Source organism: Streptomyces oryzae, from assembly GCF_017676365.1.
GTDB classification, from domain to species: Bacteria; Actinomycetota; Actinomycetes; order Streptomycetales; family Streptomycetaceae; genus Streptomyces; species Streptomyces oryzae.
On record NZ_JADKMA010000138.1, the window covers coordinates 1 to 20,451 of the forward strand.

The following is a 20,451-nucleotide window of genomic DNA, read 5'->3' on the forward strand; positions in this document are numbered from 1 at the left end:
GGCGTCGGCGGGGGTGGGGTAGAGCTGTGCGAGCTTGTTCAGCAGCCGGGCGTAAGCGTCACGCTCGGGCGGCCTCGGCTCGGTCTTGCCGGCTTCCCAGCCGCTGACCGTGGCCCGGCGTACGTCCAGCGCTGTTGCCACCTCATCGACCGTCAGGCCGTGGGCCTTACGCAGCCGCCTGCGCTCCTCCGGAGGCGGCAGCGGAGCGCGGGATGCAACCAGCGCGTCGACCGCGTCGAACAACTCGGACATGGAACACCTCCCGGCCGGTGACCCTACCCCACATGCCGTACAGATGGCGTACGTCAGGCCGTGCGGTCGGCGTACGTCTCGCGTACGTTTCGCGGACGGATAGTGCCTTGGCGACGGTCGGCAGGTCATCGCCGTACGGCAGCTCTCGCCGAAGGCCGGGACGCAGCTGCTAGGCCGTGCGGGTGAAAATGTGCCGGCGTTCTAGGCGCGCGGTTGATGGCGGTGCGTGAATGGCCGTGTCTGCGCGAGAGGTCGCCCATTCCTGCGCACGGAGATGTGTCAGCACCTGATCCGGTTCCAGGCGACCCCGCGTTCCCGTACCGGCTTTCTGCCACGGGAGCGGCCTCGGCTGGGCAGTTCTCGCTCCCAGGAGACCACAGATGGGCCCTTTCCTCAGGCCGCCGCCTGAGATTGTGACGCTGCTCGGCCGCGCCTTCGCCAGGCTCCTGGAGCCGGAGCCCCCGGCACACCGCGGCACCCGTTCCCGTCCGGCGCGGTTACCGTCCCTGACGGGCCTGCGGTTCGCCGCCGCGGGCGGTGTCGTCTACACGCACAGCGTGCTGCTGCTCAACCCCCACCTGGCACAGTCCCTCGGTCCCGAGGTGTGGGTGGGCGGGGCTTCGGTGTCGCTCTTCTTCATCCTCAGCGGCTACGTGCTCACCCACTCCGCGCGGCCTTCCGATACGGCGCGCGCCTTCTGGCGCCGCCGGGCGGCGAAGATCCTCCCGAACCACGTCGTCACCTGGGCCGTGGTGGTGTCCGTGCTCGCGTGCGCCGGCGCGGCGTCCATCCGGGATGCCACGGGCATCACCGCCCACCTCTCCAGCCTCTTCCTGGTGAACACGTGGGTGCCCAGCCCGACCTTCGTGTCGGCCGGCAACCCGGTCTCGTGGTCCCTGGCCGCCGAAGGGTTCTTCTATCTCCTCTTTCCCGTGCTGCATCCCCGCATCGAGCGGCTGTCGCGGCGGGGGCTGCTGGCCGCGGCCGGTGCGGCCGTCGCAGCAGTGTGGGCCCTTCCGGCAGTCGGCGCGGCCGTCGTCAACCCGGCCGGTTCGTTCTTCGCGGACTACTGGCTCCTGTACATGCTGCCGCTCAGCCGCCTCCCGGAGTTCGTCCTGGGCATGCTGGCGGCCCGGATGTCCCAGGAGGGGGTACGGCTGCCGCGCGTCGGCGTGCTCCCGGCCGCACTGGGCGTCGTCAGCACCCTCCTGATGTCCAGCTCCGTCCTGCCGGACCGGTTCATGTTCGCGGCCGCCACCGCGCTGCCCCTCGTCCTGCTCGTGCACGCCGTTGCCCAACTGGACCTGCGGGGAAGGCCCTCGCTGTTGCGGGCCCGCCCGATCGTTTTTCTCGGCGAGATCTCCTACGCCATGTACCTGGTCCACTTTCTGGTGCTGGGCCTGGTGGTCATGGCCCTGCTCCACTGCGGCTGGAGCCGGCCCTTGTCCGTACTGGCCGCGATGCCCCTCGTGTTCGCCGCCTCCTGGGCGCAATACGCCGGGGTCGAGAGACCGTGCATGCGCCGCTGGTCGGTGCGCCGGGCGCCGGCTGACCCCGAATCCGGTCCGGGGCCGGTGCGGCGGAAGAGAGTCGGCAGCGGTACCGCGGAGGGAAACGCGCCCGTCCCGGGGGTGACACCCCGGAAGCCGCCGGACTCACGGAGCACCACGACCGCCGAGTAGGCGGCACAGGAAGGAGGACCCGATGCGTGGTCGCGCCAAACAGATCGCCGCGCGCCGGCCCGTGTACGCGCAGGAGCTGGCCCGCGGGCTGGAGACGTTCTTCACGCCCATGCGCACCCGCTGCCCCTGGTGCGGTTCCCGCCATCTGAGTGTGCGTCTGCGCACCCGCGACCATCTGCAGGGCAAGCCGGGGACGTTCGTCCTCGGGGAGTGCCTCGACTGCGGGCACGTCTTCCAGAACCCGCGCCTGAGCGAAGACGGTCTGCGCTTCTACTACCGGGACTGCTACGAGGGCCTGGGCGAGGCCACCATGGCCCGGCTCGGTTCCTCACCGCTCGCCCTACGGCTCTACCGCTCCAGGGCCCGTGCTGTTGCCCCGTCAATCCGGCCCTCCCTGTGGCTGGATGTGGGTACCGGTCACGGCCACTTCTGCGCCGAGGCCGGCAGGATTCACCCCGGCACCGTCTTCCACGGGCTCGACCTGGGCGAAGGCGTCGAACTCGCCCTCAGCAACGGACGTGTGGCGCAGGCCCACCGGGGTTCCTTTCCCGAACTGGCCGCCCAGCTGGCCGGGCAGTACGACGTGGTGAGCATGTTCCACTACCTGGAACACACGACGGCACCCCGGGCGGAGCTGCGGGCCGCACACGCCGCGCTACGGCCCGGCGGTCACCTCGTGATCGAGGTCCCTGATCCGCAGTCGTCCGCCGCCCGGTTGCTGGGCAAGTGGTGGGGGCCGTGGCTCCAGCCGCAGCACCTGCACCTCATCCCGCTGGGCAACCTGTGCAAGGCGCTCACACGGGAGGGGTTCACGGTGGTGTCCACCGACCGGCGGGAGCCGCACGTGCCCACCGATCTGACGTCGGCTGCGGCCAACGTCCTGTCAGCCGTCCTGCCCAGCGGCGACGTCCCATGGCTGATGCGGCGGCCGGGACGGCTCAGCCGAGTGGGCCGCGCGCTGGGCCTGGCGGCCGCCGTGCCCGTGCTGCTCGTGCTGTTCGGGCTCGACACCCTGCTGGCACCGCTCGCACGGCGCACCAGCCTGTCCAACACCTACCGGGTGGTCGCACGCCGGGACTGATCACGGGAGAGAGCACAGGAGAAGCACCGGAGACGTACGGGAGAGGGGGCCGCTCGGATGCGCCTACTGATCGCCACAGCGGGTTCCCGCGGGGACGTCGCCCCCTACACCGGCCTGGGGGCACGGCTGCGCGCCGCCGGGCACGAGGTCACGCTCGCGGCGGACCCGCGCTCGGCCGACCTGGTGCACCGCAGCGGCTTGCACTTCCACCCGCTTCCTCTGGACCACCGGGCTGCCCAGGAGGCGGAGGACCGCTCCCGCGGGAGCTTCGGCGCGCGGGAGGGCCTGTCCCTCCGCGCGCAGATGCGGCTGGCGCGGGAGTGGGCGCCCACGATGGCCGAGGCCGTCGCCGAAGCCTGTGCCGCGGGAGCGGAGGCCCTGCTGGTGTCCGGCAGCCTGGCCCCCCTGGGCCTGGTCGCGGCACAGGGGCTGGGACTGCCGTGCCTCGGGGTGTTTCTGCAGCCCCTGGCGACAACCCGGGAATTCCCGCCGGTCATCGCCGGTATGCCGTCGTGTGGTCCGATCGGCAACCAGGTCGCCGGATGGTGCGCTCAGGGTGTGCTGGCGGCGGCCTTCGGACCCGGCGTACGGCACCTGCGGCGGCAGCTGGGTGTGCGGGGCAGCGCTGTCAGGCGGCGCGCATCGGTCTGGCCCGTGTACCACGGTTTCTCCCCGGCGGTCGTTCCGCGCCCCGCCGACTGGCGGCGGGACATGGACGTCGTGGGGTACTGGTGGCCGGCCGAGCCGCCCGGCTGGCAACCTCCGCCCCAGCTGCGGGACTTCCTGGACGCGGGACCTCCGCCGGTCTACGTGGGCTTCGGCAGCATGTCGCCCGGCGATCCGGACCGGCTGGGAGGCCTGGTGACGGACGCCCTGAAGCGTGCCGGTGTGCGCGGGGTCGTCCAGAGCGGCTGGGCCGGGCTCCGTGCCGACGGCGACGACGTGCTGACCGTGGCGGAGGTCCCGCACGCCTGGCTGTTTCCCCGCATGGCAGCCGTGGTCCACCATGCGGGGGCCGGGACCACAGCAGCGGGGCTGCGGGCCGGGGTCCCGGCAGTGCCGGTCCCCGTCATGCTGGACCAGCCGTTCTGGGCGTCGCGGCTGGCCGCTCTCTCGGTGAGCCCGGGAGCGGTGCCGTTCCGGCGGCTGTCGGCCCCGGTGCTCGCGCAGGCCGTACGCCGGGCCGTGCGGGAGGAGCGCTACGCCCTGCGCGCCCGTCAGATCTCGGCGCTGGTGCGCAGTGAGGACGGCGCCGCCCACGTCCTGGCGGCGGTGGAGCGGCTGGCGGGCTGACGTCTACGCGGCCCTGCCCTCCTCCGCCGGTGCGTCCGAGCAGGGGATCACCGCCCACACCGTGCAGCTGTTGTCGGTCGAGCCCAGCCGCAGGCCCCATCCACAGACGACTTCGGCCACCAGGGCGAGTCCTCGGCCGTGGTCGAGGTCGCTTCCGGGAGGTTTCAGCCGGGGTACGGAATGGGTCCCTCCCTGGTCGCGTACCTCCACCAGCACGCGGTTGCGGTCCTTGTGGAGGCTGCTGGTGATGACCATGCTGCTTGTGTGTTCGACGGCGTTGGCCATGAGTTCGGTAACCGACAGCTGGACCGCGGCACGTGCGTCTTCGTCGGTGATGTCCTGGTGGTCCAGCCACATTCCCGCCAGGTGCCGCATGACGCAGACCGAACGCTTGATCCGCGGTACGGCGAACGTGACGGCTGAGCCGCCGAGCTGCAGTTTCCGGATCGTGTCGGAGGTGGGGACGCCTCGCCAGCCGTTGATCTCCCGCCGGTTGAGGGAGACGGTCGGCTGCGGTGCCATGGTCGGGTTCATGGAAGTGACTCACTTTCCCCGGCGGTGACCGGGAGGTGTTTTCGGGGTTTCGTACCGAAAGGCGCGCGGGTTCGCCGCGCTGGGGCAGGGGCAACGGCGACCGGGTGCGCCGGCTCGGGCCGGGCACCCGGTCCCCCGGCATCGTGGACAGCTGCTGAGTGGGGCTGCTGAGTGGGCTGCTGTGGGGGCGTTGTGGGCCACAGGAATCACCTGTGCTCGTGGTCGCCTGGTCTGTTACAGGTCCAGGCCCATGTGCTCGGCCAGACCTTCGGCCAGTGCTGTGATCGTTGAGCGGTGCCTGACGAAGGTGGTGGGGAGTTTCACACCGAGTTCGGCCTCCAGACGTACGCGCAGTTCCATGGAGAGCAGGGAGTCGAACCCGAGGTTCTTGAGGGGTGTCTGCGGGTCGAGGGCGCTGTTGCCCAGGCGCAGGACGGCGCGGATGTGGTCGGCCAGATAGTTCTCCAGCAGCGTGCGGCGTGGGAGACCGGGTTCGGCCTCCCGGAGACGGCTGGCGATGTCGGCGTCGGCCGGGGTCGCTTGCTGCTGTGTTTCTTCTTGCGGGGTGACGCGGCTGAAGAAGGAGGAGCGGCGTACGGCGGGCAGTACCCAGGTTTCCGGCTCGCCGGGGATGACGCCGGTGCGGACCCGGCCCTGGGACAGGAGGGTGCCCAGCGCGTCCAGCCCCTGGTCGGTGGGGATCGTGCGATACCCGCGGTCGGCGAAGTCGGTGGCGGCGCCGGTCTCGCCCCACGGGCCCCAGTTGACCGCAAGGGTGGGCATTCCGCGGCTGGACCTCCAGGCCGCGAAGGTGTCGAGCCAGGAGTTGGCCGCCGCGTAGGCGCCCTGCCCGGGGTTGCCCAGCAGGGAGGCCATGGAGGAGAAGAGAACGAACCAGTCCGGCGGCGAGTCCGCCGTCGCGTTGTGCAGGTTCCAGGCTCCGTCGGCCTTGGGTCCCCAGACGCGCTGGAGCTGCTCCTCCCGGATGTTGGTGACGGCCGCGTCGTCGAGAACCATGGCGCAGTGCACGATGCCGCGCAGGCGGGAGCCGTTCTCGGATGCGGCGGCGGCCAGGCGCTCGGCGGTCTCGGGGTCGCTGATGTCGCCCAGCACGACGCGGACCTCACTCCCCCGGCCGACCATGGCACTGATCGCCTGTGCCGCCTCGGAGGTGGGCGGGGTGCGGCCGTTGAGGATGAGGCGGCCGGCTCCCTGGTCGGCCAGCCACCGGGCGGTGGCCAGACCGAGTCCGCGCAGCCCGCCGGTGACCACGTAGGTGCCGTCCGGTTGCGCGATGTGCTGCTCAGGGGGCAGCGCGGCGGTGACTTCGCCGTGGTCGGGGACGGTCAGTACGAGTTTGCCGATGTGGTCGGCGCCCGCCATCGTGCGGAAGGTGTCGGTGGCTTCGCCCAGCGGGGAGGTCGTGCAGTGGAACGGCTTCAGGCGGCCTTCGGCGAACTCCTCCATGACCTCGCGGAAGAGGTCCGCGAAGAGTCCTGGCTGCTGTCGCTGGAGTCCGATGAGGTCGACCGTTCTCATGGTGATGTTGTGCCGGAACGGCGCCAGCCCGACGGGGGCGTCGGAGAGGATGTCCCGCATGCCGAGTTCGACGAAGCGGCCGAACGGACGGAGGGTGTCCAGTCCGGCGCGGATCGCTGCGCCCGACAGGGAGTTGAGGACCACGTCGACGCCCTGGCCGTCGGTGGCCTCCAGCGTCTGCTCGGTGAAATCCAGCGAACGGGAATCCATCACCGTCTCGATTCCCATGCCGTGCAGGTAGCGCCGTTTCTCCTCACTGCCCGCGGTGGCGAGCACCTGGGCTCCCAGCCGGCGCGCCACTGCGATGGCGGCCAGTCCGGTGCCGCCGCTCGCCGAGTGGATCAGGACCCGTTCGCCCTCCGCGAGCTGGCCGACGTAGCGCAGGGCGTACCAGGCGGTGAGGAAGGCCACGGGCAGTCCCGCTGCCTGTGACGGCGGCAGCCCGGCCGGCATGGGCGCCACCGCGGCCGCGGGAACGGTCACGAAGGAAGCGAAGGCGCCGCCTTCCAGCGTGGCGGCGAGGACGTGGTCGCCGACGCTGAGGTGTTCGACGCCGGGGCCGACGGCGGTCACCCGGCCGGCGCACTCGTACCCGATGCGGTAGCGGACGTCGTCGTCTCCCGGGAGCAGGCCCATCGTGGTGAGCACGTCGCGGAAGTTGACGCCGGCTGCCTGCACCTGGAGTTCGACCTCGCCGGGCTGCGGCTCGCGGCGGCCGGACACGGCGAACTCCAGGCTCCCCAGGTCGCCGGGGCGTCCGATGCGCAGGCGGAACCCGTCCTCGCCGTAGCGGACGGTGCGGAAGTCGGTGGGGGCGCGTTCCGCCCGGTCGGGCGGGGCGTACTCCAGGCGGGCGACCAGGCGTTCGGCTCCGCGGAGAGCGACTTCGTCGTCCGGCGCGTCCGAGAGCAGTTCCCGGGCGGTCCGCGCCGCATCCGGCGCCCCGGGCCCGGTGTCCGCGTCCAGCAGGACGGCCCGCAGCTCGGGGTGCTCCATCGCCAGGACACGCACGAGTCCCCGCAAGGAGCCGTGCCCGAGGTCCACGGTGTCGGTGGGAGTGGCCTTGCAGGACTGGTGCGTCAGGACGTAGAGACGCGGCGGATCGGTGAGGTTCGCGAGCGTCTGCGTGATGTGCAGCAGCCGCCGGGTGCGTGTGAGCGCCGCGTTGTGCGGCTCTGCGCTGCCCGGCGAAGGACTGCCCGGCGAGGGGCTGCCCGGCGAGGGGCTGCAGAGCATCACCAGCGCATGACGCGCAGCAGGCTCGGCTTCCAGCCGTTCCTCCAGCGAGGCGCCCAGCAGGTCCAGGCGCTTGTCGCCCAACGGCACGTCCCACACCTCTGTGCGGGCACCGGCCGTTCGCAGGGCCGCCGCGAGGTTCTCGGCGTTGTCGTCCCCTTCTCCGACGATGAGCCAGTTGCCGGCCGGGGCCGACAGATCCGTGCCGGGTTCCGGGGTCCGGTGCCAGGAGGGCTCGAGCAGCCAGTGGTCGGACTCGTTGTGCTGCTGTGTGGTGTGGTGGGCGAACTGCACGCCGTCCAGGGCCAGCACGGGCACCCCGGACCGGTCCAGCAGGCGGGCGTGGCCGACGGTGGTGTCGGGGGTGGCTTCGGAGATGCGGGTATGGCAGTACGCGGCAGTCGCCGGGTCTCCCAGGATCCGGGCCGAGCGGATCTGGACCGGCAGGAGCACTCCGCCGCTGTCGGTGGTGCTGTCCGTCAGGCGGGCCACCACCATCTGCAGGCACAGGTCGACCACGACGGGGTCGATCCGCAAGTCGCCGGCGCCCGTGCGCGCCTCGGACGGCAGCGCGATGCGGGCCCAGAAGCTGGTGCGGTCGTGGGTGGTGTGCAGCTCGCTGATGCCGGTGAAGGCGGGCCCGTGTTCGAGTCCCCGGCTGCGCAGTCCGGCGTACAGGGACTCCGGGCTGAGTTCGACGGGGTGGCGCAGCGTCAGGGAGCTGACGGAGGCGGGCTTGGGACGGGAGGGGAGGGGGTGCGGGCGGAGCACCGCGCTGGCGTGCCGGATCCACTGGCCGTCCCCGCCGCGTCCGAACATCTCGCATTCGGCACGGTCCAGGGCAACAGCGGTGGCGACGGTGGCCAGGTCGGTGTGCTCGCCCAGCTGCAGCATGCTGTGGAAGGCCAGGTCGGTGACCTGCACCTGGTCGGCCGGCGCGTCGAGGGCTTCGCAGGCGGCGTTGAGCGCGACGGCATACGACAGAGCGCCGGGCATGACCGGGGTTCCGAGCACCCGGTGGTCGGTCAGCCACGGGAGTGCGGCGGTGCCGCAGTTCCCCTGCCAGGAGTGGCGCACCGGGTCGCCGGGCAGTTTGCGGTGCCGGCCGAGCAGGCCTTCCGCAGCAGACGGGCCGTCGCCTTCGGCCGCAGGACACGGTGCCGGCTGGACCCAGTGGTGCTGGCGGTCGAAGGTCATCACCGGGACATCGGCCAGGTCGGCACCGGTGTACAGGGCGCTCCAGTCGACGCTGACGCCTGCGCAGTGCGCGGCCACGAGCTGAGTGCGGAAGGTGAGGTCCTCCTCTTCGTCCCGCCGCAGCGTCGGCAGCACCACCGGCTCGCTGACCAGGGGGGCGAGATTCTGACTCAGCGGGTGGGTGACCACCGGGTGCGGGGAGATCTCCGTGTACACCAGGTTGCGGTCGGAGGCGGCTGCCGTGACCGCGGAACTGAACCTGACCGGCCGGCGCAGGTTGGCGCACCAGTAGTCGGCGTCGAAGGCGGGCTTGTCCCCGGGGTCGTCCAGCACGGTGGAGTAGAACGGGACCTGCGGGCTTCGCGGGTCCAGGCCGGCGAGGAGGTCACGGAGCTCGGGCAGGAGCGGGTCGACGTGATGGCAGTGGGAGGCGACGTCCACCGCGACCGGCATGGCCGGCACTCCCCGCTGTTCCCAGGCGGTGGTCAGCTGCTCGATCTGCGCGGCGTCACCGGCGACCACGGTGGACTCGGGTGCGGACAGCACGGCCACGGACACCTTCCCAGCACCGTGGGCGTCGATGTCGGCCTCCACCTGTGCGGGGTCCAGGCCGACTGTGGCCATGGCGCCCTGCCCGGCGATACGGGTCAGCAGCCGGGACCGGCGGCAGATGACGCGGACACCGTCCTCCACCGTCAGGGCGCCGGCGATGACGGCGGCGGCGACCTCTCCCATGGAGTGGCCGATGACCGCGGCCGGTTCGACTCCGTAGGAGCGCCATGTCGCCGCCAGAGCGACCTGCAGGGCGAACAGGGCCGGCTGGACCTGTCCGCAACCGCTTATCGGCTCCTTGGCGCGCAGCAGCTGGAGCACGGAGAAGCCGGATTCCTCCGCGATCAGGGGGTCGACCTCGGCGAGTGCGGAGGCGAAGACGGGCTCCCGTTCCAGGAGGGTGCATCCCATGCCGGGCCATTGGGAGCCTTGGCCGGAGAAGACCCACACCGGCTGCCGGGTCACCGAGGTGCCGACTTCCCCGCAGACGATGGCAGGGTGGGGCCGGCCGTCGGCGAAGGCGCGCAGCGCCTGCGTCATGTCCGTGCGCGTCCGGCCGACCACCCCCAGCCGTCCGCGTCCGGCGTTGCGGCGCACGGCCAGGGTGTGGCAGACGTCCTGGAGGGGCACGGTGGCACCGTCGCCGTCCAGCCAGTCCGCGAGGCGGCCGGCGGCGGTGGGCAGCACATTGCGTGAGCCTGCCGGGACGAGGAGGACCGAGGGGCCCGTCGTCGTGCCGTGGCTCAACCGGGCGGCGGGGTCACGGCGCCGGGTCGCAGGGGCCTGCTGCAGGACCACGTGCGCGTTGGTCCCGGAGAATCCGAAGGAGGACACGGCTGCCAGCCGGGGGTGGGTGTCGACCGGCCAGCGCGTCATCTCGGTGGGTACGAACAGCCGGGTGTCGGCCGCGTCGATGGCCGGGTTCCACCTCTCGAAGTGCAGGTTGGGCGGGACTTGGCCGTACCGCAGGCAGAGCACGGCCTTGATCAGGCCGGTGACGCCTGCGGCTGGCTCCAGGTGCCCGAGGTTGGTCTTGACCGAGCCGAGTGCGCAGCGGCCCTTGCCGCTTCCGTAGACCTCGGCGAGGCTGGCGAACTCGACGGGGTCCCCGACGGGGGTGCCCGTGCCGTGGGTTTCGATGAGGCCGACATCGCCGGGGTCCACAGCGGCGCGTTCCAGTGCCACGCCGAGCAGATCGCGCTGAGCGTCGGGGGACGGTGCGGCCAGCCCGTCGGATCTGCCGTCCTGGTTGACCGCGGAGCCCCGGACGATGGCCAGCACCCGGTCGCCGTCCCGTACCGCGTCGCTCAGGCGTTTGAGGACCACGGCGCCGCAGCCTTCCCCCCGTACGAATCCGTCCGCCGCAGCGTCGAACGTGTGGCAGCGGCCGGTGGGGGACAGCATGCCCATCCGGGTGAAGGACCGGGTGATCCTGGACTGCAGCATCAAGGTGACCCCGCCGGCCAGGGCCAGGTCGCACTCGCCCTGCTGGAGCGACTGGCAGGCCAAGTGCACCGCGACCAGCGATGAGGAGCAGGCGGTGTCCAGTGCCACGCACGGGCCCCGCAGCCCCAGCAGGTAGGAGATCCGGCCGGCCGCCACACAGTGGCCGTTGGTCAGGATGGAGCTCTCGAGTTCCTGCGGATGGCCCGCGAGGCCGTCCATGTAGTCGTTGTAGCTCAGGCCGGTGAAGACTCCGGTCGCGGATTCGGTGAGCCGGTCGTGCGGCAGCCCCGCGTGCTCCAGTGCCTCCCACACCACCTCGAGGAGCAGCCGGTGCTGGGGGTCGAGAACGTCGGCCTCGCGGCCCGATACGCCGAAGAACTCGGCGTCGAAGCCTGCCACTTCCTTCAGGTAGCCGCCCACCACCGGCGTGCGGTCGGTCCCGTTGCGGGAAGCGGCGGCACTGTGCCGCAGCAGGTCCTGGCGCTCGGACGGAGGCTCGCCGACCGCGTCCCGCCCCTCGGTCAGCAGCCGCCACAGGGCTGCGGGGGAGTCGACGTCGCCGGGCAGGCGACAGCCCATGCCGATCACGGCGATCGGGCCTGTCTCGCTCCTGGGTGTGTGAGCGTCGTCGCTAGCCATCGGATTCCTCTCGTCTGCGGGTGGAGGCGCCAGTCAAGGCAGGCGGCCTGTACCTGCCGCGGGGGAATGACCACGGGTTGTCCCGGTGGTGAGGGCCCCGACTGCGGGCAGCCCGGGTGTGCCCGGGCCGTGAGCAAGGCGCGGTTGGCGGTGGGCGTCCCGGCGGCCGGCGGTCGGCGTCCTGGCCGGGCGCCATGGGGCGTTCAGGGGGCGTCGGGGCTGCCCAGGAGAATCGCGCTCTTCACGCCGCCGACCTGGTAGTTGAAGCTCAGCGCGTAGTCGAAGTCCAGCGGACGGGTGCGGTGTCCGGGGACCGGGTCGAACGGCACGTTGTCGGCCGGCTCATCGCAGTTGGTGGTGGGGCACACCTCGCCGGTCTGCATCATGAGCAAGGTCAGGGCCACACCGAGGCATCCGGCCGGTGCCCCGTTGTGGCCGAAGCAGCCTTCCTGCGAGGTCATCAGCAGGTCCTTGACGCCGTCCTGGCCGTACAGTTCCGTGGCCGCGTTCGCCTCGAATGCGGTGACCACGGTGTTGCCGTCGCTGCCTCCGTGCACGTACGGGACCTGGTCGATCCGCCAGCGGTCGCCGAGACAGCGGCGGACGGCGGTCACCAGCTGGCTTCCGGTGTCGTCGCACGCCAGAGGGTTCGCCAGGCCGTCGCGGGTGGTGGCCTGGGCGAGTACTTGGCCGTAGGGGTGGCCGCCGCGCTTGTCTGCGTGCTCACGGCTCTCCATGACGATGGTCGCGGAGCCTTCACCGTGGTTGATGCAGTCGGCGCGCCGGTCGTAGGGACGCATGAGGGATTCGAAGGACGGCAGGAGCGTCGGCATTCCGTCCGAGCGGATGGCGTCGTAGGTGTTCTGCGCGCCGTGCAGAAGACGCTGGATGTTCCGGATCAGCTGAACGTTGAAGACGTCGATGCCGGTCACTACCGCGATGTCCACCTGTCCCGCCGCGATCATCTGCCGGGCGATACCGACCTGCAGGGCAGAGGACGCACAACCGCAGGAGACGGTGAAGCACGGGCCGCTGGTCCGGGTCAGTGCTCCCTGCACCATGGCCACATCGGAAGGGGTGATGGCTTGTTCGGCAGCGACGAACAATTCCATGGCATCCATCGGGGCAGTCGATTCGGCGTCTGCATTCAGGACGGACAGATAACTGCCGACGTTGGCGTCCACCCCTCCGCGGCCGACAAGCATTGCTGCGTCGGTGAGGTCGCCGTTCCGGAAGTCCAGCCCGGCATCCGCGCTGGCCTCCACCATTGACATCAGCCCGAATCTGTGGGCCTTCGTATAGTGGTTGGAGAAGAACGAGGGGACGTCGGGAAGCCGGTCGTCGAACATTTCCTGCGTCAGATTCACTGCCCCGTAGTAGACATCGTCGTGGACGAGACAGCTGATCCCCTGCGAAGCGATGCTCCACAGATCTTCGGGAGTGAACACCGGATTCACCGGGCCTGGCAGACAGAACCCCATGCCTGTCACCACGACGTCCCTCGGCTGCAACCCCCCCTCCGAGGTCTTCGCTCCGCCGTTCATGAGTCACCTGCATGTGCGGTCATGTTCAGTCTCTTCCTTGTCATGGAAAAAATCCCGTGCGGAGTGCATCTGAAAGCCGCTACTCCGCGATGAAAGTCCGGTAGCACCATTCGTAGACCGGAAGCAGTTCCCCATCGCACTCTTCGTACGTGCGCGTGAATTCGAAATGTTCGTAACCATTCCCGCGCAATACCTTCACCTGTGGATTTTCATCTCCAGGTGTGATCTCTCTGATTCCCGGAATCCCATCCGGGCCACCTTTGAGGATGAGTCGTATTTTTGAGTTCATGAATCCTCCGGCTTGGAAACCTCTCCGGGGGCCGGGCGCTGCGGTCCCCCCGACGAGCTCGGCCAGGCTTGAGACGGTCGCGGGCGCCTGCAGCGCGGCGGCGCCATGGGCCATTGGGCGATGCCAGGTTTCAGAACCTCTGGGGGGAGACCTCGTTGTACTGGCGAGGCGTGAACGCCCGGGCGTCGGCGGGCAGTTCGCCCAGCGCCGGTGGAGCGGGGGCGCCGGAGGGGGGCGTCCTCGCTGTGCCTCCGGGACGGGTGCGCTTGAAGCAGTCGGCGCCATGGCACCGGTGATGACGGCGGTGGGCCGGGCCGCGGCCCCCGCACACGGGTCTGCGATGCACGCCGGCGGCGGCGTGCGGTGCGCGCGGAAGATGCCGCCGTGCGCGACGGGAAGCGGGGCGGCGGGCCCCACGCCCGGCGGTGTGGCCGGGGGGTCGGCCGACTTTGGTCGGCAGCCGGGGAAGTGCGGGATCCGCCGGGAGGACCGGTACGGACGGCGGGAGGGGGCCGGGGGCCCGGACCGGCGAGCCCGAGCACGAGCCCGAGCCCGCCGCACAGTGACTTCTCCAGCGTCTTCGGGGCGGATCCCGGCTGACGGACTTCCCGCTGCGTGGTGGGGCTTGTGCCAGGGCGCATTGGTACGGCCATGCATCCGGGGCCCGACGCGGGCGGGCAGATATCCGGCCGAGGCCGAACCATCCGGAAACGGCTGCTTCTCGCGTGGCCCGGCCGAGGCCCGGCAAGACGCCCGAACGGCAGATCACTTGGCAGGCGCTGACCATGCTGATGAAAGTATTCATGGCGCCCCCAGAAGAAAGAAACAGGGAGGGGGTCGCCACCCCAGCCGGTGCTGAAAAAGCAGCACCGGCCGGGGGATCCAAGTCCTCACCGGGGGCGCCCATTATGGCAACCTCCCACCGTCGACCAGCAATTCGGCAAATCGAGGATCGACATGTGAGGAGGCTGCCACTCCCCCGGAGAGGATGGGCAACCCACCGGTTGGATGTGCACAACTATCGACGGGGGTGCATATACCAGCAAGGCCGTACCCGGCACTTCACCCGAATGGACCAAATGCCGGGCTGGCGGAGCATTGACCTGAACCGTGGCTATCTTCCGACCAGGAGAGTCTCGAGCCGCGGGCCGGATGTCCAGGTCCTGACCGGTGCGTTGTCCTCACTTCTCCAACTGCCGCCTGACTGACCACTCCCCCGTTGTTTCGCTGTGTAGCCGCGGGGAGAGCCGCGCTGTGCCCGCCGCAGGCACAGCGGCCGGCCTTGGCTCCGCCGTCAGTCGACCACACGCACCCTCTTTCTGTGCACAAGAAGACCAGGCTTATTCCTCGCCCCCTATGAAAGCGCCATACCCGAGAAAACAAGAAACAACGAAGTCGTCATTGCCAGAACTGCGATGGATAAAAGCGCAATGCGCGCACGCCTGACCCACTGGGGCATCAGCACGTCGGACATCAAATCATTCGGATCCACGGCTCATCCAACGATGCGCGATCCGAGCAGGCACTGCTGACAGTCATCCGTGACCGAAATCGTCTGGTGCGCATAACACTACATAGGACGCGCTGAGCAGCGTCTACCACCAGTAACCCCCGGGGCCAGGCACCTGTTTATCGCCACAAGCACCAAGCTGGCGCCGGGCCCCCGGGAAGTGCGGGGTCCGGGGGCGTGAAGAGTTGGGGCGAGCGCCCCGACGCACCACCGCGCTTCCACCGGAAAGGTCGGCGACGAAGCGTCGTGGGAGTTGAGTTGGCGTGCTGTGCGAGGAACAACTTGCCCGCGTGAGCCCTGTTCGTCAGGTTTGGCAGAAATTCGCGGCCATTGTACACACTTAGCGCTTACTTGGTGGGAGATATACCTCTACACTCAGATCTTCTATGACATGGATGACTGCCGTGCCATGATTTGTAGCCCCTGGCGGTCAGACGTAGTCGTCCGTGGGCAGACAGCACCTGAGCTGCTGCAACGCACGTCGCTGGGCCTGAGAGAGCACAGTGCCCGTTGTCCGACCCGCCGCTGCCCCCACAGGACGAGCGGCATGCCAGCAGCGTTGAGAAGAAGCGAGGAGAGCTGTGCCCAGGGCAACGACGGCTTACCGGTATGTCGCCAACACGCTGAGGGGGCAAATCGAGAGGGGAAAGCTCAAGCCCGGTGACCGTATTCCCAGCTTAACGGAGCTGCAGGAGCGGTTCGGTGTATCCGACACCGTGATTCTGGAGGCCCGCAAAGTCCTGGTGGCCGAGGGGCTGCTCCGTGCCCGCGCGGGCGACGGTACCTACGTGCAGGAGCCTCCCAAGCCGAAGCGACTGCTGCGGAACTTGACGGATCCGGGCGAGGCGCCGTTCCTGCTCGAGGAGGACGAGACCGCGCTGTCGCCGGAAGTCGTGGAAGAGCCCGGGGCGGTGGCGGCGTCGGCCGGGGTGGCTCGTCGGCTGCGTGTCCCGCCGGGCGAGCAGGTGCTGCGGCTGCGGCAGGTCTTCCGGTACGGCGATACTCCGGTGCAGCTGGTGACCACTCACACGATCCGGGCAGCCGACGTCACGGCCAGCGGACCGTTATGGGAGGACGAGCTGTCGGTCCGGCCGGCTGCGGACGCCGAGGCGCGGGACCTGCACGGCGTCGCCGGGAACTTGGCCACCGTGGTGACGCGGACTGATTTCACCGGAAGGAGCGAAGCGTTCCGGGTGGTGGAGACGGTGATACTGACAGATCGCTTCACGGTCGTCTATCAGCACAAACAGTGGCACCTGAGCGCTGAGCAGCAATAGGCGCCAGCGGCGAATCGTTTTTCCAGCCCTGAGCCTTCAACAGCGGCGGCACCTCGCAACCGAGCTGCCGCCGCTTCGCCGTACCCCTTCGAAAGCGGCGGGCCCGGCTCAGGTGCCCTTCTCGCGTGGTCACTTCGCCCTGCGAGACGGTCCAGGGCCGAGGCCTGCCGTGACATCCTCCTCGCAAGTGCTGCACTTGCAGCTGCACTTGCGGCTGCAATGACTCCTGCAATGGCCAGTTGTAATTGCTGTTTCAATTTCAACTGGTCATTGCAGGCTGCTTCTTGCGATATGGTCACGTTGGTAAGTGCGGCGGCGATGGTCTGCACTGACACGACGGAGTGAACATGGTTAAGGGAAGGGTCCCTCCGCGGGGCTCTCCAGATGTAGGCTCAGCCCTGGCCATATTTCGAGATCACATATCATGGCCGCCGCTATCCGAAGAAGCCAAATGGCCCCTGCTCGGTACCCCTCGGGGATCGAGACCGAGGGAAACAGGGGCCAGGCGCCGAGACCGTAGTGAGGGACGGCCAAGGCATGAGACATCGTACCTGCACGTGCGCTGCATGGAAGTGGAGGACCCGCCTTGGCAGCGCATATGTGCAACCGCCTGCCGAGGGCGGGTCACATCCTGTCTCCCGTTGCGGCCTCCGTCCGCCAAGTCGACAGCCATCGCCCGTCCTTCAATGTGGCTGACTGAGACCAGCGTTCCAATCAGGGGGCTTAATATGATGACGTGATCAGACTTTGGCGGCGGGACGTGATTCCGCATCAATCACGCCTGCAGGCCACCAGTTCGAAGCCACTGCTTATCGGCACACCAACTTCGACTGGCAGCCAACAGTCACGGCCGGTCAACCGGCGAGTAGCCAACTCGTCCGGACTGACCTGTCAGGGCCCGTCCGGCCCGGTCGCTTACGCGAATCGGTCCGCGGGACTCATTTCCTCTTGGGCAGTAAGACCTGGGTTTCACCACTGAGACCATCAGGCTCGGTTGACTGCCCGGCTTTGCGGCCCCCTTCCTCGTTCAAGTGCCGACAAGCGACCTCCCGGCCGCTTGTCTTCTACCGACTGGAAAAATTTGCGCGCGCCCACTATGCAGCATAGTGCTGTCCTTCGCCAGCCTAACGCGTCTTCTCGGAAGATTGCTGAGCCGGACAGCCCCGTCACTCCTGCGGGCAACGGGTGTGTCAGCACCCAGGATGCTCGCGAGCCCGATGACCGACGCTTTCGATTCGAAAAAGTCTGCGAACGTGAGCAGGACATCCGGTACACACGCTCCCGCCGCGCCGAACCACGGGAATGGCTGCGTGCGACCGCCTGCATTGTCAGGGCATCAGTGCACTCGAAGCATGTGCACCCCATGTCCCAGTGCACCGCTCTGCGCATTGCCCGGGACCTGGCCCGGCGCATGGACTACAAGCGCGGCATCGTCCTCTACGACCTCAAGGGCACTGCTGAGCGCCTGAACATGTCGGTGTCGAACGTCAAACGCCACGTGTCCTACCTCCGGGACCTGGGCCTGCTGGTCTGGCTCGAGCACGGCAGCAAGCGCAACCTCCACCTGCCGGGACGGAAGTACACCGCGACGGCCACCATTTACGGCGCCGTGATCCCACCTGCGTACGACATGGCGAAGGGCCACCGGCTGCGCGGCGAGGGCTACGAGGCGACTGTCGTCGGCGTCACGGAGCGGGGCCGGGAAATTGCCGTCGCACAGGCTGTGAGGAACGCCGAGCGGAAGCCGGGGCGAGTATCCGGTGCGCCCCCTTCTCGTGGTACTCACCCCAACGTACCTACAGCTAAGATGAGTGGGAAGAAAAAGACTACGCGCGGCACGCGCGCGCGCGCGGGCAAGTCGCCGCGACGGAGCATCCTGGGCCGCCGGGTGACAGCAGGCCTCTACCAGGCCGCCGACCGGGTAGCCAGATGGCTGCGCCCGCGTCACAACTGGACGCAACGAGCCCGGATCAGCGAGCTTTCGTGGGTCCTGGTGGACAAGATCGCCGAAGGCTGTTCCGAGCAGCAGATCAGCCATTGGCTGGACATCAAGTTCGCCTTGTCGGTCAAGGGAGACTGGCGCCCGGCCCAGCCGCACAGGTTCATCGCCAAATGCCTGCTCAGCGACTTCGAGCATCAGCAGCGGGAGGCGCAGCTACAGGCCGACTTGGAGCGGGCCACACCGCCGAACGACGCCTTCCTCGATGCTGTGCGGCAAATCGAGGAACAGCGGGCCGCCGCCGGCGAGGAGATGCTCCCCTTTGAGGGCCTGTCCGACCTTGACCACGAGACGCAGGCGTCCATGGTGCGCGATGCGTGGGCGGCCTACCAGATGGACGGTGACCCGTCGCTGGTGACTGCGGCATACGAGTTCCTCGGGCCGGAGACGGCCACCGCCCTGTACGGCGAGGAGCTGGTGGCCAAATGCAGGGCCCTGGCCGCGCATTCCGACAACCAGTGGGTCAACGTCCACCGCCTTTCCCGACCAGCGCGGAGAAAGCGACGGAACTGCTTCTGACGGTGGTGCCTGCAGGACTGCACCTCCAGCCGGAACCGAGTGTGCGAAGGGTGCTCCTTCCTCCGGAGGTGAAGCGGTCGCTCCACTACGCCGATCGGGTGACTGGCCGTCACTCTCCTTGCCACTGTGTCGGCCCCGTGGGTTACTGAAGGCGTCCGAACCGGTGGGTCGCCCATCCCTTCCCGGGGAGCTCGGCAGTCACCCGCCCGTTCTTGTTCGGCAGCAGAGCGGCTCAGGTCCCCACGGCTGGACCACGGGTGAGTTCTCCCCGTCGAGCAGGCCGCCGATGAAGGTCTGTCTCCGGTGTCGGCAACCATGCACGCCAGCTCCCGGGACGCTCACCGCCGAGCTTCCCGACCAGGCAGGCAGCGGTGCGGTCGCCAAACCCCCTGCCTGTGGCAGCAGATGCCGCAAACCTCCAAGGCCTACGACAACGATCCGCGGCCGATGGCCCACGGGACGGGTTCGGCCCGGCACTGGTGGAATCACTTCAACAGGAGGACGTACATGTCCACACCCATGCTCAACGTCGGTAGCCAGCCTGCACTCAACCAGCCGGGGCAGAACTCGCTCTGGCCGCTGCCCCCCTTCCCGACCCAGTCGCCGCCCATGCTGCTCGCGGCTGTTCCGAACAGCGGGCCCACAACCGGCGGCAACACCGTTCTCCTGATCGGCATGGGTCTGAGCAACGTCACCAACGTCTCCTTCGGCGGCACCCCGGCCATCGTGCTCTCGCAGGACTTCCCCCTCGGCCTGCTGGTGTCGGTCTCGGCTCCCGCCCACGCCGCCGGCACTGTGCCTGTCACCGTCACTACGACTGCGGGCACCAGCAACGCGGTGAACTACACCTACCAGGCCCCGGCCCTCCCGCCGACGGCCGCGTCGATCGTCCCGACGTCCGGCCCGGTGACCGGAGGTACGCCCTTCACCATCACCGGCACCAACCTGACCGGCGCGAACGTCCTGTTCGGCGGCGTACCGGCCACGGGCGTGGTGGTCGACCCCTCCGGGAACTCCCTGACCGGCGTCACCCCGCCCGGAATCGCCCCGGGCAACGTCCCGGTCACGGTCATCACTCCGAACGGCACTGCCACCGTCCCCGGCGGCTTCACCTACCTCGCAGTGACCCCGACCGCCGATTCCATCGTCCCGACGTCCGGCCCGGTGACCGGAGGCACGCCCTTCACCATCACCGGCACCAACCTGACCAGCGCGAACGTGCTGTTCGGCGGCCTGCCGGCCACGGGCGTGGTGGTCGACCCCTCCGGGAACTCCCTGACCGGCGTCACCCCGGCCGGGCTCGCTCCGGGTAACGTCACAGTCACCGTCGTCACGCCGAACGGTACTGCCAACGTCCCCGGCGGCTTCACCTACACCGCGGTGGCCCCGACCGCCGACACCATCACCCCCAACTCCGGTCCTGCCGCCGGTGGTACGCCCTTCGTGATCACCGGCACCGGGCTGACCGGTGGCAGCGTGACGATCGGCGGCAACGCCGCCACCGGCGTGACCGTGGACCCGACCGGCACCCTGCTGTTCGGTACGGCCCCCGCCGGCACGGTCGGGAACCAGCCCGTCGTCGTCACCACTCCGGGCGGCACCGCCACCGTCCCCGGCGGCTTCACCTACGTGTAAGCCACCGGCCGCCGCCGCGTACCGCGGTCTGGGAGCCGAACCTCGGCGAACGCGCGGCGGTGAGCGCCGGCCTCCGGAGTCCACGCCTGGAGGCCGGCGCCTTCATTCCGCGAGCTGTCCCCTCCGGAACCGCACCCCGCCTCCCGTCCCCTCACCCCCCAGGCCAGGCGTCACAGGTAACGCCGCGTGCTGCCCTTTCCGCCTCCGAGCCGAGACGGAAAGGGCAG

At 69.4% G+C, this 20,451-nt stretch carries 11 protein-coding genes; 6 read left to right on the top strand and 5 right to left on the bottom strand.

All coding sequences use genetic code 11. The features are described 5' to 3' along the window. The coding region (locus ITI46_RS23615) for a helix-turn-helix transcriptional regulator (protein ID WP_209241727.1) at positions 1-252 on the bottom strand (252 nt) is incomplete at its 3' end. Between the two features lie 380 nt (positions 253-632). On the opposite strand from ITI46_RS23615, the gene ITI46_RS23620 reads away from it, so the two are divergent. Genes ITI46_RS23620 through ITI46_RS23630 form a run of 3 tightly spaced genes read left to right on the top strand, consistent with a single transcriptional unit; the run spans position 633 to position 4,308 of the window. Next, positions 633-1,934 carry an acyltransferase family protein gene (locus tag ITI46_RS23620; RefSeq protein ID WP_209241728.1) on the top strand — a complete coding sequence of 434 codons (1,302 nt, stop codon included), beginning with the start codon at positions 633-635 and terminating at the stop codon, positions 1,932-1,934. Positions 1,935-1,956: 22 nt separating this feature from the next. After that, a complete protein-coding gene (locus ITI46_RS23625; protein ID WP_209241729.1) occupies positions 1,957-3,015 on the top strand; it encodes a class I SAM-dependent methyltransferase in 1,059 nt (352 codons plus the stop codon). 57 nt (positions 3,016-3,072) lie between these two features. Then, positions 3,073-4,308, top strand: coding sequence for a glycosyltransferase (locus ITI46_RS23630; protein ID WP_209241730.1), 1,236 nt, complete (start codon positions 3,073-3,075; stop codon positions 4,306-4,308). 3 nt (positions 4,309-4,311) lie between these two features. Here ITI46_RS23630 and ITI46_RS23635 read toward each other — a convergent pair whose 3' ends face one another. The 4 genes from ITI46_RS23635 to ITI46_RS35850 all read right to left on the bottom strand — a co-directional run bounded on the left by ITI46_RS23635 (position 4,312) and on the right by ITI46_RS35850 (position 13,941). Then, entirely contained in the window at positions 4,312-4,842 is a 531-nt protein-coding gene (locus ITI46_RS23635) for an ATP-binding protein (RefSeq protein WP_209241731.1), read from the bottom strand. A 234-nt stretch (positions 4,843-5,076) separates the two neighbouring features. Beyond that, positions 5,077-11,451 (bottom strand): type I polyketide synthase, encoded by a 6,375-nt coding sequence (locus ITI46_RS23640; RefSeq protein ID WP_209241732.1) that lies wholly within the window; start codon positions 11,449-11,451, stop codon positions 5,077-5,079. Positions 11,452-11,654: 203 nt separating this feature from the next. After that, positions 11,655-12,995 (bottom strand): beta-ketoacyl synthase N-terminal-like domain-containing protein, encoded by a 1,341-nt coding sequence (locus ITI46_RS23645; RefSeq protein WP_209241733.1) that lies wholly within the window; start codon positions 12,993-12,995, stop codon positions 11,655-11,657. A 79-nt stretch (positions 12,996-13,074) separates the two neighbouring features. Next, positions 13,075-13,941, bottom strand: coding sequence for a DUF5988 family protein (locus tag ITI46_RS35850; RefSeq protein ID WP_307808294.1), 867 nt, complete (start codon positions 13,939-13,941; stop codon positions 13,075-13,077). 1,434 nt (positions 13,942-15,375) lie between these two features. Between ITI46_RS35850 and ITI46_RS35855 the strand changes: the two genes are divergently transcribed. The 3 genes from ITI46_RS35855 (at position 15,376) to ITI46_RS23660 (ending at position 20,224) form a co-directional block, all read left to right on the top strand. Further along, on the top strand, positions 15,376-16,071 hold the full coding sequence (locus tag ITI46_RS35855; protein ID WP_209241734.1) for a GntR family transcriptional regulator: 696 nt from the start codon (positions 15,376-15,378) through the stop codon (positions 16,069-16,071). Positions 16,072-17,434: 1,363 nt separating this feature from the next. Further along, on the top strand, positions 17,435-18,589 hold the full coding sequence (locus tag ITI46_RS23655; RefSeq protein ID WP_209241735.1) for a hypothetical protein: 1,155 nt from the start codon (positions 17,435-17,437) through the stop codon (positions 18,587-18,589). 507 nt (positions 18,590-19,096) lie between these two features. Continuing rightward, complete coding sequence (locus ITI46_RS23660; protein WP_247746471.1) at positions 19,097-20,224, top strand: IPT/TIG domain-containing protein; 1,128 nt, start codon at positions 19,097-19,099, stop codon at positions 20,222-20,224. The last annotated feature ends 227 nt before the right edge of the window (positions 20,225-20,451 follow it).

What these genes read in the sequence shown, in the direction of transcription:
- ITI46_RS23620 (WP_209241728.1), top strand. Translation starts at nt 633, where the DNA reads ATGGGCCCTTTCCTCAGGCCGCCGCCTGAGATTGTGACGCTGCTCGGC.
- ITI46_RS23625 (WP_209241729.1), top strand. Translation starts at nt 1,957, where the DNA reads ATGCGTGGTCGCGCCAAACAGATCGCCGCGCGCCGGCCCGTGTACGCG.
- ITI46_RS23630 (WP_209241730.1), top strand. Translation starts at nt 3,073, where the DNA reads ATGCGCCTACTGATCGCCACAGCGGGTTCCCGCGGGGACGTCGCCCCC.
- ITI46_RS23635 (WP_209241731.1), bottom strand. Translation starts at nt 4,842, where the DNA reads ATGAACCCGACCATGGCACCGCAGCCGACCGTCTCCCTCAACCGGCGG.
- ITI46_RS23640 (WP_209241732.1), bottom strand. Translation starts at nt 11,451, where the DNA reads ATGGCTAGCGACGACGCTCACACACCCAGGAGCGAGACAGGCCCGATC.
- ITI46_RS23645 (WP_209241733.1), bottom strand. Translation starts at nt 12,995, where the DNA reads ATGAACGGCGGAGCGAAGACCTCGGAGGGGGGGTTGCAGCCGAGGGAC.
- ITI46_RS35850 (WP_307808294.1), bottom strand. Translation starts at nt 13,941, where the DNA reads ATGCATGGCCGTACCAATGCGCCCTGGCACAAGCCCCACCACGCAGCG.
- ITI46_RS23655 (WP_209241735.1), top strand. Translation starts at nt 17,435, where the DNA reads ATGTCCCAGTGCACCGCTCTGCGCATTGCCCGGGACCTGGCCCGGCGC.
- ITI46_RS23660 (WP_247746471.1), top strand. Translation starts at nt 19,097, where the DNA reads ATGTCCACACCCATGCTCAACGTCGGTAGCCAGCCTGCACTCAACCAG.